This window comes from Citromicrobium bathyomarinum, assembly GCA_001306305.2.
In the GTDB taxonomy this organism is placed as follows: Bacteria; Pseudomonadota; Alphaproteobacteria; order Sphingomonadales; family Sphingomonadaceae; genus Alteriqipengyuania; species Alteriqipengyuania bathyomarina.
This window is the reverse complement of record CP155577.1, coordinates 2,569,128-2,581,892: the sequence shown is the minus strand read 5'-3', so window position 1 is coordinate 2,581,892 and position 12,765 is coordinate 2,569,128. Positions and strand designations below refer to the sequence as shown.

General features: G+C 64.1%; 13 protein-coding genes, 1 tRNA gene and 1 other RNA gene. 12 read left to right on the top strand and 3 right to left on the bottom strand.

Annotated elements, in window-relative coordinates:
* Positions 1–12 precede the first annotated feature (12 nt).
* The 3 genes from VO57_012945 (at position 13) to ffs (ending at position 1,310) form a co-directional block, all read left to right on the top strand.
* Complete coding sequence (locus tag VO57_012945; GenBank protein XBL69029.1) at positions 13–291, top strand: ETC complex I subunit; 279 nt, start codon at positions 13–15, stop codon at positions 289–291.
* Positions 292–295: 4 nt separating this feature from the next.
* On the top strand, positions 296–1,186 hold the full coding sequence (bla, locus tag VO57_012940) for a class A beta-lactamase (protein XBL69028.1): 891 nt from the start codon (positions 296–298) through the stop codon (positions 1,184–1,186).
* 29 nt (positions 1,187–1,215) lie between these two features.
* Positions 1,216–1,310, top strand: an RNA gene (gene ffs, locus VO57_012935) — signal recognition particle sRNA small type.
* Here the strand turns inward: ffs and VO57_012930 are convergent.
* On the bottom strand, positions 1,310–1,792 hold the full coding sequence (locus VO57_012930) for a DUF4188 domain-containing protein (GenBank protein XBL69027.1): 483 nt from the start codon (positions 1,790–1,792) through the stop codon (positions 1,310–1,312). The genes ffs and VO57_012930 overlap by 1 nt on opposite strands.
* Before the next feature lie 92 nt (positions 1,793–1,884).
* On the opposite strand from VO57_012930, the gene VO57_012925 reads away from it, so the two are divergent.
* The 4 genes from VO57_012925 (at position 1,885) to VO57_012910 (ending at position 7,062) form a co-directional block, all read left to right on the top strand.
* Positions 1,885–3,705 carry a DNA polymerase III subunit gamma/tau gene (locus tag VO57_012925; protein XBL69026.1) on the top strand — a complete coding sequence of 607 codons (1,821 nt, stop codon included), beginning with the start codon at positions 1,885–1,887 and terminating at the stop codon, positions 3,703–3,705.
* Positions 3,702–4,043: a YbaB/EbfC family nucleoid-associated protein gene (locus VO57_012920; GenBank protein ID XBL69025.1), complete on the top strand. Its 342-nt coding sequence runs from the start codon at positions 3,702–3,704 to the stop codon at positions 4,041–4,043. Before VO57_012925 ends, VO57_012920 begins: the two co-directional genes overlap by 4 nt.
* A 147-nt stretch (positions 4,044–4,190) precedes the next feature.
* On the top strand, positions 4,191–6,587 hold the full coding sequence (lon, locus tag VO57_012915) for an endopeptidase La (GenBank protein ID XBL69024.1): 2,397 nt from the start codon (positions 4,191–4,193) through the stop codon (positions 6,585–6,587).
* 202 nt (positions 6,588–6,789) lie between these two features.
* The gene (locus tag VO57_012910) at positions 6,790–7,062 is read left to right on the top strand and encodes an HU family DNA-binding protein (GenBank protein ID XBL69023.1); all 273 of its coding nucleotides are present in this window, start codon (positions 6,790–6,792) and stop codon (positions 7,060–7,062) included.
* Positions 7,063–7,163: 101 nt separating this feature from the next.
* Here the strand turns inward: VO57_012910 and rlmB are convergent, their stop codons facing one another.
* Positions 7,164–7,961: a 23S rRNA (guanosine(2251)-2'-O)-methyltransferase RlmB gene (rlmB, locus tag VO57_012905; GenBank protein ID XBL69022.1), complete on the bottom strand. Its 798-nt coding sequence runs from the start codon at positions 7,959–7,961 to the stop codon at positions 7,164–7,166.
* A gap of 127 nt (positions 7,962–8,088) precedes the next feature.
* On the opposite strand from rlmB, the gene VO57_012900 reads away from it, so the two are divergent.
* From VO57_012900 to VO57_012890, 3 genes are all read left to right on the top strand, one after another.
* A tRNA-Tyr gene (locus VO57_012900) sits at positions 8,089–8,174 on the top strand.
* A gap of 145 nt (positions 8,175–8,319) precedes the next feature.
* A complete protein-coding gene (locus tag VO57_012895) occupies positions 8,320–9,477 on the top strand; it encodes a beta-ketoacyl-ACP synthase III (GenBank protein ID XBL69021.1) in 1,158 nt (385 codons plus the stop codon).
* 45 nt (positions 9,478–9,522) lie between these two features.
* Positions 9,523–10,260, top strand: coding sequence for a phosphatidylserine decarboxylase (locus VO57_012890; GenBank protein ID XBL69020.1), 738 nt, complete (start codon positions 9,523–9,525; stop codon positions 10,258–10,260).
* A gap of 14 nt (positions 10,261–10,274) precedes the next feature.
* Here VO57_012890 and VO57_012885 read toward each other — a convergent pair whose 3' ends face one another.
* The gene (locus VO57_012885; GenBank protein ID XBL69019.1) at positions 10,275–10,532 is read right to left on the bottom strand and encodes a hypothetical protein; all 258 of its coding nucleotides are present in this window, start codon (positions 10,530–10,532) and stop codon (positions 10,275–10,277) included.
* Positions 10,533–10,871: 339 nt separating this feature from the next.
* Between VO57_012885 and rpsB the strand changes: the two genes are divergently transcribed.
* The gene (gene rpsB, locus VO57_012880; GenBank protein ID XBL69018.1) at positions 10,872–11,615 is read left to right on the top strand and encodes a 30S ribosomal protein S2; all 744 of its coding nucleotides are present in this window, start codon (positions 10,872–10,874) and stop codon (positions 11,613–11,615) included.
* An 89-nt stretch (positions 11,616–11,704) separates the two neighbouring features.
* Positions 11,705–12,631: a translation elongation factor Ts gene (tsf, locus tag VO57_012875; protein XBL69017.1), complete on the top strand. Its 927-nt coding sequence runs from the start codon at positions 11,705–11,707 to the stop codon at positions 12,629–12,631.
* Positions 12,632–12,765: the final 134 nt, after the last annotated feature.

Genomic DNA, 12,765 nt, shown 5'->3' with positions numbered 1-12,765 from the left:
AGGGAGATCGCCATGGCAGCACGTATTTACCAGCGACCCAAGAACGCGATGCAGAGCGGCAAGGCGCGTATCGATGAATGGGTGCTCGAGTTCGAGCAATCCGAAGCGCGGCGGCCCGATCCGCTGATGGGCTGGACCGGCAGCGGCGACACGCAGGCGCAGGTCATCCTGACCTTCCCTAGCAAGGACGAGGCGAAGGCCTATGCCGAGAAATACGGCATTGCCGCGCGCGTCCATGCGACCCCGCCCAAGACGCTCAAGCTGCAGTCCTACGCCGATAATTTCCGCTGAGCGGATGATGAAAGTCTTCCTCGGGGCGATTGCGCTGGCGACGGCCGGCTGCGCTGCGCATTCGACGCCGTCACAGCCGACCGAGGTTTCGACCGAGCAGCTCGCCGCGCAGATCGACCGACTGGAGGCGGCTTCCGGCGGGCGGCTGGGCCTGGCCCTTTTCTCGCAGGACGAAGGCCTCGTTTTCGCGCATCGCGGGGCGGAGCGCTTTGCCATGTGCTCCACATTCAAACTCGCGCTTGCGGCGATGGCGCTGGAAACGCCGGGTGTGCGTGAGGAACGGCTGGATTTCGGGGCGGACGATATTCTCTCCTACGCACCCTACGCGAAAGGACGCGCGCAGATCGGCTGGATGTCCGGTTTGGAGGCAGCGCACCACGCGGTGACGCTGAGCGACAATACTGCGGCCAATCTGCTGCTCGTCCGACTCGGTGGGCCGGAGGCGTTCACTGCATGGCTGCGCGATGCTGGCGATCGCGTGACGCGGCTCGATCGCAACGAGCCCACCTTGAACGAGAATGCGCCGGGCGATCCGCGCGATACGACGACGCCCGGGGCGAAGGCCGAACTGGTCGGCAATCTGCTGTGGGGCGACCGGCTCTCCGCAACCGACCGCGGCATCCTGCACGGCTGGCTGGTGGAGACATCCACAGGCATGGCGCGTCTGCGGGGCGGATTGCCGGACGGCTGGAACGCCGGCGACAAGACCGGAACCTGCGGCGGGGAAGGGCAGCCCGAGTTCAACGACATCGCGGTTTTCGAAACGCCGTCCGGCTCGCGCTACGTGCTGGCGGCGTTTCTCGACCGTCCAAAAGGCACCAGCGCCGAGGCGGATGCCGTACTCGCCGATGCAGCGCGCGTGGTAGCCGAGTGGATTCGCAAAAGCGGCGCTTGAAATCCTGAGCCGAGTTCGCCATGTGGCGAGCGGGAGTCGGGTGGACGTTTGCGTTCGCTCACCGGGTCAGGTCCGGAAGGAAGCAGCCCAGGTGAATTGCGGCGGGTCGCTCGGCTCCTTTTCCTATTCTGCCGATGTCCTCATGCGCGAGCGTGCCTCGCTGCGCGATCCCGTGGCGTCGGTGATCCCTGACACCTTACCGAGGCCCCACACGGGCATGTTGGCGTAGATCGTTTCGTGACGACCTGCGTCGACCGCATAGGTCTCGTGGAAGATACCCACTGTCCCGTCGCCGCCCACCGCCTTGTTGAACGCGACCCAGGCCGGCCAGTGCTGCCTGTCGCGCGAACGCGCATAGGCTTCGAGACTGTCGAAATCGCGCCAGTATTGCAGCAGGCAGACCTGTCGCGGCCCGGCAAGCATGTTCTGGGAGCCGAGAAATCCGCTGTCCGGGTCCTTCGCCAGTTCTTGCAGCATCGGCGGCATGGCCCTGAGAACTGGCAGCCACTTGCCGACCTTGTGGAAGTGGTTGATCCGCATCCCGATGACGAACACCACCAGCGGCCCGGTGAATGCGGCGGTCTTGCGCCCTGCGATTATACTCATGTCCTGTTCTCCCCGACACAGACTAGGTTGCGTTTTAAAACCTAAAAGTCAAGCTTCGACAAAGCCGCTCTGCGTGCCTAGATTGGGCCCTCATGCCTGATACCGATCTGCCCGATAGCGAAACCGAAGCGCCGACCGCCGCCGAACTGGAGGCTGCGGGCCAGAGCGCGATGTTCGGAGGCGAGCCAGCCAAGCCCGAACCCGCGCCCGAATCCGGCGCTGCCGAAGCGCCTCCTGCGTCCGTATCGCCGACCGTCGCCGACCCGGCGCAGCCCTACCGCGTGCTGGCGCGCAAATATCGTCCGCAGACCTTCAGTCAGCTGATTGGCCAGGAGCCGATGGTTCAGACGTTGGCCAACGCCATTCGGCGCGACCGGCTGGCGCACGCCTTCCTGATGACCGGGGTGCGTGGGGTGGGGAAGACATCCACTGCACGCCTGATCGCCAAGGCGCTCAACTGCATCGGGCCGGATGGGCAGGGCGGGCCGACCATCGATCCCTGCGGCGTGTGCGAACCCTGCCGGGCAATCGCGGAAGGCCGCCATATCGACGTGATCGAGATGGACGCTGCCAGCCATACCGGTGTCGATGACGTGCGCGAAATTATCGAGGCGGTCCGTTATGCGGCCGTCAGCGCGCGCTATAAGATATACATCATCGACGAAGTCCACATGCTGTCTCGCAATGCTTTCAATGCCTTGCTCAAGACACTTGAGGAGCCGCCCGCCCACGTGAAGTTCCTCTTCGCGACAACTGAGGTCGACAAGCTGCCGGTCACCGTGCTCAGCCGAACACAGCGCTTCGACCTGCGGCGCATCCCGACCGAGCGGTTGGGCGAGCATTTCGCTTGGGTCTGCGGCCAGGAAGGCGTCGAAGCCGAACCCGAAGCGCTCAATCTGGTCGCAGCGGCGGCCGAAGGGTCTGTCCGCGACGGGCTCTCCATCCTCGACCAAGCGATCGCCCACGCCGATCTGGACAGTGACGCGAAGGTTACCGCAGCGCGCGTGCGCGACATGCTCGGCCTTGCCGATGCAGGCGCGCAGCGTCGGCTGCTCGGCGCGATCCTCGAGGGCGAACCCAAGACCATGCTGGATGCGGTGGCAGACCAGTATGCGCTCGGTGTGGAGCCGCTCGCGCTGATGCGATCGCTGATGGAGATCGTCCACAGGATCACCGTGATGCAGATCGGTGGCGCGATGCCCGATCTGGCAGGCGAGGAAGAGCGCGAGCAATTGTCGCAATGGGCCGCGCGTCTCACCCCCGGCCAGCTTCATCGCCTGTGGCAGATGCTCCTGAGAGGGTACGACGAGGTAAATACCGCGCCCGACCCGCTGGTTTCGGCGCAGATGGCGCTGTTACGGCTGATCCACGCTGCCAACGCGCCCGACCCGGGCTCGCTGGTCAAGCGGATGGAGGAGCTTGCCAAGGGCATTCCCGCGGCATCCGCCGACTCGCCCGCACCCGCCTCTGATTCTGGCAACAGCCCCGAAGCCCGCACCCGGCCAGCCTCGCTCGCACGCCCCGATTTCGCCAGCCTGGTGGCAAAGGTGGAAGATGCGGGCGAATATATCGCGGCGAGTATCATGCGGCTTCAGCTGCGGGTTGTCTCGCTTGAAGACGGCGCGCTGACTTTCGCGCGCGCGCCGGAGTTCAGGGACAAGATCGAAACCGAATTGCGCGCCGCTCTCGCCAAGGCAACGGGGCGTTCGTGGGTGCTGACCGAGGTCGAGGATCCCGCTGCCCCGCCAAGCATGGCCGAATCCGCGCAGGCAGAGGCTGCCGCGCTGCGCGACGCGATGGAAGCACACCCCCTTATGCAGGCGGCGCGCGCCGCCTTCCCCCAGGCGGAGCTGCTCGATGAGAAAGAGCAGGCCGCCGCCAACAACGCCCGCCAATGGAGCAAGCAAGCATGAAGTCGATGGAAGAAATGATGGCCGCCGCGCAGAAGGCTGCCGAGACGATCCAGAGCCAGATGGGCGATGCGCAGGCCAAGCTCGATTCGATCGAGGTCGAAGGCACCGCCGGGGGCGGGCTGGTGACTGTGAAGTGCACCGCGCGCGGGCGGATCCTGGGCGTGTCGATCGACGAAAGCCTGATGAAGCCGGAAGAAAAGCAGATGGTCGAAGATCTGGTCGCCGCCGCGTTCAACGATGCGCGCGGCAAGGCGGATCGCGTTTCGTCCGAGGAGATGCAGCGCATCCAGTCGGGCATGGGCCTGCCGCCGGGCTTCAACCTGCCCGGCATGGGATAAGGGTTTTCTGGCGGCCGTAGGGAGCGCGGCCGCCGATTGCGCCGTATCCATACACCTCGGACCACCGGCATTGCAGCCCTGCGGGGTCCGACCCATATTGATTGACAAGGACGGGTGCGCGCCCAATCCGCGCGCCAAAGAACATCTATGACCCAGCGCTTTCCCCTGCTTCCCCTTCGCGACATCGTCGTCTTCCCCGGCATGGTCGTACCGATCTTCGTGGGCCGTGACCGCTCGGTCGCCGCGCTCGAAGCTGCGATGGAGGGTGACAAGGACATCTTCCTGCTCGCCCAGATCGACCCCTCTTGCGAGGATCCGGACGGGTCCGACCTGTACGACATCGGCGTGGTCGCGCAGGTTCTCCAGATGCTCAAGATGCCCGACGGCACGGTCCGCGTGTTGGTCGAAGGTCGCGAGCGCGCGCACCTGAGCGCGCTGCACGATCAGGGCGAACTGACCATCGCCGAAGTTCGCCCGATCCAGCCGACGACAGTGTCGGGCAGCGAAGTGACGGCGCTGATGCGTTCGGTGGTCGAGCAGTTTGCCGAATACACGAAACTTTCCAAGAAGAACGAAGGCGCAGCCGAAGAGCTGGGCGATGTCGACGATGCAGGCGCGCTCGCCGATGCGGTGGCTGCCTCTCTCTCGATCAAGGTTGCGGACAAGCAGGCGTTGCTGACCGAGCCCGATCCTCGCAAGCGGCTCGAAATGCTGCTCAACTTCATGGAAGGCGAGCTTTCCGTGCTGCAGGTTGAACGGCGCATCCGGGGTCGCGTGAAACGGCAGATGGAGAAGACCCAGCGCGAATATTACCTCAACGAACAGTTGAAGGCGATCCAGAACGAGCTGGGCGGCTCGGGCGAGGGCGGCGAAGGCGACGAGATCGCCGAGCTGCAGGAAAAGATCGAAAAGCTCGATATGTCGGACGAGGCACGCGCCAAGGCCGAGAGCGAGCTCAAGAAGCTCAAGGCGATGCAGCCGATGAGCGCTGAAGCCACCGTGATCCGCAATTATCTCGATGTGCTGCTAGACCTGCCTTGGGGCGAAAAGAGCGAGCTCAACCGCGACATCGAAGATGCGGAGAAGGTGCTCGACGATGACCACTATGCGCTTGAGAAGGTCAAGGAACGGATCATCGAATATCTCGCCGTTCAGGCGCGGACCAACAAGCTGAAAGGCCCGATCCTGTGCCTCGTCGGCCCTCCGGGTGTCGGCAAGACCAGCCTCGGCAAATCGATCGCCCGCGCCACTGGCCGCGAGTTCGTGCGCCAGTCGCTGGGCGGGGTGCGTGACGAATCGGAGATTCGCGGCCACCGGCGGACCTATATCGGCTCGATGCCGGGCAAGATCGTCAAGAACCTGACCAAGGCGGGCGCCAGCAATCCGCTGTTCCTGCTCGACGAGATCGACAAGCTGGGCCAGGATTTCCGCGGCGATCCGGCCTCGGCCCTGCTCGAGGTGCTCGACCCGGAGCAGAACGCGCGCTTCCAGGATCACTACCTGGAGGTCGACTACGACCTGTCGGATGTGATGTTCGTGTGCACCGCCAACACGCTCGACCTGCCGCAGCCGCTGCTCGACCGGATGGAGATCATCCGGCTGGAAGGCTACACCGAGGACGAGAAGGTCGAGATCGCGCAGCGCCACCTGCTGCCCAAGCAGATCGCCGACCACGGGCTGGAGGAGGGCGAATTCTCGCTCACCGAAGACGCCCTGCGCGACCTGATCCGCTATTACACCCGCGAAGCCGGCGTGCGGACGCTGGAGCGCGAGATTGCGCGGCTGGCGCGCAAGTCCCTGCGCAAGATCCTCGAAAAGAAGGCCGAAACGGTCGCGATCACGCCGGATAACCTCGGCGAGTTCGCAGGCGTGCGCAAATACAAGCATGGCCTTGGCGAGGAAGAGGCGCAGATCGGCGCGGTCACCGGTCTCGCGTGGACCGAGGTGGGCGGCGAACTGTTGACCATCGAGAGCGTTACCACGCCGGGCAAGGGCGAGATCAAGACCACCGGCAAGCTCGGCGAGGTGATGAATGAAAGCGTCGCCGCAGCGTTCAGCTTCGTGAAGGCGCGGTCGCCCGCCTATGGCATCAAGCCGTCGATCTTCCGCCGCAAGAACATCCACATCCACCTGCCCGAAGGCGCGGTGCCGAAGGATGGGCCGAGCGCGGGTGTGGGCATGGTCACCTCGATCGTTTCAACGCTCGCCGGGATTCCGGTGCGCCCGGATATCGCGATGACCGGCGAGGTTACCCTGCGCGGGCGTGTGCTGGCGATCGGTGGGCTGAAGGAAAAGCTGCTCGCCGCACGGCGCGGCGGTATTCCCAAGGTGCTCATCCCTCAGGAGAACGTGAAGGACCTGGCGGAAATTCCCGATCGCATCACCGATGGGGTCGAGATCGTCCCGGTGGCCCATGTCGACGAGGTTCTGGCCCACGCACTGGTCCGCAAGCCGGAAGCGATCGAGTGGACCGAGGCGGACGACCTTGCGAGCCAGCCGATCAGCGAACCGCCGTTTGCGGAAAGCGGGCAGACTACGCATTAATCCGGGGGGGGAGAGCTTCGTCTGTGCCGCGCAGGGACGGGGTTTTTCCCCAAGGTTAACGTATGTGAACCAAAAAATCGCACAAATCGGGGCTTTTCCGGCAATTTGCCTTTGACAGACTCGTGACGAAGGTATCAGGTGGGTCCATTCGCACTATCGCGGATCACCACTTTGAATGTCTGGGACTGAGGGGTTTTTCCGAATGAACAAGAATGAACTGATCGGCACCGTCGCCGAATCCTGTGGCCTTTCCAAGAGCGACGCTTCGAACGCCGTCGAAGGTGTTTTCGACGCGATCCAGAAGGCCCTCGCCAATGGCGATGAGGTTCGGCTTGTCGGTTTCGGCACGTTTTCGGTCGCCAAGCGCAAGGCTTCGACTGGCCGTAACCCGCGCACCGGCGAACCGATGGAAATCAAGGCGTCCAACCAGCCGAAGTTCAAGGCCGGCAAGGGCCTCAAGGACGCTGTAAACTAAGCCTTTTTCGGCTTGGTGCGTCGAGCAATCGGCGCATGAAATAAGAAACCCCGCCGGGTGGTGGACCGGCGGGGTTTTTTGTTGTCTTTTTTCGGGAGAAATCAGTCGGTGCTGGTGGCCAGCGCGTAAAGCGCGATCGCCGCTGCGTTCGACACGTTCAGGCTCTCGATCGCGTCCGAGATGGGGAGCTTTGCCAGTGCATCGCAGTGGCCCGCGATATTGTGACGCAGCCCGGCGCCTTCGGCACCCAGCACCAGTGCAACCGGCCCGGTCGGAATAGCCTCTGCCAGCGTCATCTCCGCCTCGCCCGCCAAGCCGATGCGCCAGAAGCCGCGTTCGGCCAGATCGTCGAGCGCGCGCGCCAGATTGACCACACGCACCCATGGCACGGTTTCAAGCGCGCCCGATGCAGACTTGGCGACCACGCCGCTTTCCGGCGGAGCGTGCCGGTCCTGCGTCACGATCGCCGCTGCATCGAATGCGGCGGCAGAGCGCAGGATTGCGCCGACATTATGTGGATCGGTGACTTGGTCCAGCAGCACGATGGGGCGGCCCGGCTCGCCGCTCTGAATGACTTCAGCCAGATCGCGTTCTTCTAGCGGCGCGCATTCGAGCACCAGCCCCTGGTGCGGCGCATCGCGCGCAACCAGCCGGTCAAGATCAGGAGTATCGGCATACTCGACCGGGAAATCGGGGGGCAGCTCGCCGTCGAGCGATTCGATTCCCTCGCGGGTCGCCCACAGCTTGCGATGCTTGCGTTCGGGGTTGAGCAGAGCCGCCTCGACCGCGTGGCGGCCCCACAGGCGCACCTGCCCCGTGCTCGCGCGCCCGCTTCCGCGGCCACCCTTCATTCGTCCTGCGCGTCCGCGCAGCGCTCTTTTACGTTCCGGTTTTGCCATTGCCGCACGCCCTGCCACCGCGACCATTGACAGGCAAGCGCGGCTTCTCCAAAGGGGCGCTCCTCGGCAGACGATGGCCGCTTCCGGTACATCGTTTCTTGCAATGCCTCACGCATACCAGCCCTGTGGACAGGTGGCCGAGTGGTTAAAGGCAGCAGACTGTAAATCTGCCCGCGCAAGCGTACGCTGGTTCGAATCCAGCCCTGTCCACCATTTTCCTCTGCTCCGTGATGGAGCGCGCTTGGGCGCGCAGATGGGCGGTGTGGTCGCTGTCCACATCTGCAGAAAAGCGGAAGGACGCGAGCTCCTGCCATCCCGCTTGCCGTGCCAACCCAGCGCCGCTAGGTCTCACCCTTCAATGAACGCGCAACGCACACAGCAAAACGAGCAGGCGGGCGGTCGCCCCGTCATCTCCGCCACCGGGCTGTTCACGCCCTCCGACAGCATCAGCAATGCCGAGCTTGTCGAAAGCTTCAACGCTTTCGTCGATCGGCACAATGCCGAGCACGCCGACGCGATCGCGTCGGGCGAGGTGGAGCCGCTGGTCCACAGTTCGGTCGAATTCATCGAGAAGGCGAGCGGGATCAAGGCTCGCCACGTCATCAACAAGGCGCCGCTTATCGATCCCGACATCATGGAGCCTCGCCACGAGCCGCGCGGCAACGACGATATGTCGATGATGGCGGAGATCGGCGTTGCCGCGGCGCGCGATGCGCTGGCGCGGGCAGGGCGCGAGCCGGGCGATGTCGACGCGGTACTGTGCGCCGCGTCCAACATGCAGCGGCCCTATCCCGCGATGGCGATCGAGATCCAGCAGGCGCTCGGTATCGACGGATTCGCCTTCGACATGAACGTCGCGTGCTCGTCCGCCACCTTCGGCATCCAGACCGCGGCGGACTATATTCGCTCCGGCAATGCCAAGAGCGTGCTGGTGGTCAGCCCCGAAATCACCAGCGGGCACCTCAACTGGCGCGATCGCGACAGCCATTTCATCTTCGGCGATGTCGCCACGGCCGTGTTGGTTGAAGATGCGTCCATGGCTCCCGCCGAGCACTGGGACATCCTCGGCACCCGTCTGAAGACCGTGTTCTCCAACAACATCCGCAACAATTTCGGTTTCCTCAACCGCGCGGAGCCGGAGACGATCGGCACGCCGGACAAGCTGTTCGTTCAGGAAGGGCGCAAGGTCTTCAAGGAAGTGGTGCCGATGGTCGCGCAGATGATCGTTGACGAGGCCGATCGGCTATCGCTCGATCCGGCGGCGCTGCGCCGCCTGTGGCTGCACCAGGCCAATGCGGGTATGAACCGGCTGATCGCACAACGCGTGCTGGGACACGAGGCGAGCGAGGATGAGAGCCCGACCGTGCTCGACACATACGGCAATACCTCCAGCGCAGGCTCGATTATCGCCTTTCACCTCAACAATTCCGATCTGGTGGCAGGCGATACGGGGCTGATCTGCAGTTTCGGCGCAGGCTATTCGGCGGGCACGGTGTTCGTGCGCAAGGTGGCATGATGATCCTGCTGCAAGCGTCTGTACCAGAAGCGGGGGCGAAACGCCTTGGCTGGTGAGATCATGGACAATCGCGGTCGCGGAGAAGCGCGCGGCGGTCTGCCGTCGGTCCACCCGGAAGGGCGCAAGTACGCGCTGATCTGCGCTGGGGCTTCACTGATTGCGGCGCTGCTCGCGTGGGAGACGATCGCTTGGCCACTGGCTTTCCTGTCCCTTTGCATCCTCGCATTTTTCCGCGATCCGGAACGCGTGGTTCCGCGCGGTGACGACCTACTGGTCTCGCCGGCTGACGGGATCGTGACGCAGATTACGCAGGTCGAGCCGCCGCTGGAAATGCGCGGTGATGACGGCGGGCTTGGTAACGCGCCGCTGACCCGGATCTCGATCTATCTCAGCGTCTTCGACGTGCACATCAACCGCAGCCCGTGTGCGGGTACGATCGGGCGGATGAGTTATATTCCCGGCAAGTTCGTCAATGCCGAGCTCGACAAGGCGAGCGAGGAGAACGAACGCCAGCATCTGGTCGTGATGCGCAGCGATGGCGTGGTGATCGGGATGACGCAGATCGCCGGGTTGGTCGCGCGGAGGATCGTGCCCTTCGTCAAGCCGGGCGATATCGTAGCGGCGGGGCAGAGGCTCGGCCTGATTCGTTTCGGCAGCAGGGTCGATCTCTACCTTCCGGCAGGAACTTCTCCCCAGGTGCTGATGGGCCAGCGGGTGACCGCGGGCGAGACCGTGCTGGGGCGGCTGGGCGTTTCCGCCGAGCTCGAAGGCCTCCAGCAGTAACAGTCGGCAACAGATCAGGCGGCGGCGCGCAGCCCTGCGGGCGTGGCGCGATGCGGCGCGTTCTTGCGACGGGTATGAAGCGAAGGGGCGGGGCGGTTGCCGCCCGTGATCGTTGCGGCACCACTTGCCTGGCCGTTATCGCCCCGCAGCGTCCGCAATTGCGCTGCGAGCGCACGATAATGGCGTGCGCCGCGCAGTAGGCTGTCGGTCGCCGACAGCAGCGCAACAATGATAGTGGCGACAAGCAGACAGGTAATGGCGAACGCGATCATGGTTTGTACTCCGACCTTCATCCTCCAGAGAGCCGGTGCAAAAGAGCTGGACCGGCTGTGGAAAACATGGTGATAATCCATCAGCGACTCACGATGTTCCGCTGATGAACGTCAATGTTCTCCATTTGTTCTCGCCTGTCAAGGCAAATCGGGTCGATCGCCACTACAGGTGCGCCGAATTGAGGCTGGATTTTCGATCCGGTGATCGCTAAGTGCGCGCCTTCCGCGGAAGGATTCGCGGGAAACTCCACATGGAAGGCATCATAAACCGGTGCTCAAGGCGGGCTCTCCGCCGCGGGTTACCGCCTTCCAGAGGTTCAACCGGAAAGGAATTTACCTATGGCGGCTCCTACCGTCACGATGCAGCAACTGATCGAGGCCGGCGCACACTTCGGCCACCAGACCCACCGCTGGAACCCGCGCATGAAGCCGTACATCTTCGGCGCGCGCAACGGTGTCCACATCATCGACCTGTCGCAGACCGTGCCCCTGATGGCGCGTGCGCTCGACTTCGTCGCCGCGACCGCGCAGGCGAAGGGCAAGGTCCTGTTCGTCGGCACCAAGCGCCAAGCGCAGGAGCCGGTGGCGGAAGCGGCCCGCATGAGCGGCCAGCACTTCGTCAACCACCGCTGGCTGGGCGGCATGCTGACCAACTGGAAGACCATTTCCGGTTCGATCAAGCGTCTCAAGACGCTCGAAGAGCAGCTTTCGGGCGACACCAGCGGCCTGACCAAGAAGGAAGTGCTCAACCTTACCCGCGAGCGTGACAAGCTGGAGCTTTCGCTCGGCGGCATCCGCGACATGGGCGGCATTCCCGACGTCATGATCGTGATCGACGCCAACAAGGAAGACCTCGCGATCAAGGAAGCCAACGTGCTTGGCATTCCCGTGATCGCGGTGCTCGATTCGAACACCGACCCGACCGGCATCGCCTTCCCCGTTCCGGGTAACGACGATGCGGCACGCGCCGTGCGTCTGTACTGCGATGCTTTCGGCGAAGCGGCGCGCCGCGACGGCGCGAACGATCCGGGCGTTGGCGAGATGGAAAATCCGCCTGCCGAGGCAGCCGAAGCAACCGCGTAACCGCGGCTTCACAATCGCTGACTAGCGACCCGGAGCGGATCGACCCGTTCCGGGGACGCTGACCACATTCAAATTCAAGGATACGATCGATGGGCGCTTTTACCGCCGCTGACGTAAAGAAACTCCGCGAGAAAACCGGCGCGGGCATGATGGACGCCAAGAAGGCTCTCGAAGCCGCCGATGGCGACGTCGAAGCCGCGGTCGACGCACTGCGCGCCAAGGGCCTCGCCACTGCACAGAAGAAGTCCAGCCGCACCGCAGCAGAAGGCCTGGTCGGCGTGGCCGTCGACGGCACCAAGGGTGTCGCGGTCGAGGTGAACTCGGAAACCGACTTCGTCGCCAAGAACGACCAGTTCCAGGATTTCGTGCGCAAGACCACGCAGGTCGCGCTGGGCGCGAACAGTGACGACGTCGAGGCGCTCAAGGGCATGGATCACCCCGATGGCGGCACGATCGGCGACAAGCTGACCAACAATGTCGCGACCATCGGCGAAAACCAGCAGGTCCGCCGGATGAAGTCCGTCTCGGTCGCGCAGGGCCTCGTCGTGCCCTACATGCACAACGCCGTCTCGCCGAACCTCGGCAAGATCGGCGTGCTCGTCGCGCTTGAGAGCGAGGCGGATGCCGCCACGCTCGAAACGCTCGGCACCAAGCTTGCGCAGCACATCGCCGCGGCGTTCCCGCAGGCGCTCAACGCCGAAGGTCTCGACGCCGAGCTGATCGAGCGCGAGCGTGCGATCGCCAAGGAAAAGGCTGCCGAAAGTGGTAAGCCCGAGAACGTGCAGGAAAAGATGGTCGAAGGCGCCGTGGCGAAGTTCGCCAAGGAAAATGCGCTGATGAGCCAGATCCTGGTGCACGACAACAAGACCCCGATCGAGCAGGTCGTCGCGCAGGCCGGCAAGGAAGCCGGCAAGCCGATCGTCCTGAAGGACTACGTCCGCTTCCAGCTCGGCGAAGGCATCGAGAAGGAAGAAAGCGACTTCGCAGCCGAAGTCGCCGCGGCGGTGAAGGGCTAACGCCTCTTCGTCATCGACGCTTTATTTCGCGGCCGTCGGGTTCTGCCCGGCGGCCGTTTTCATATCTGCGCACTATCTGCGCATAAGCCGTCGGCGCACAGGCCTGTGGCTTTTGCGGAACCCTCTCTCAAACG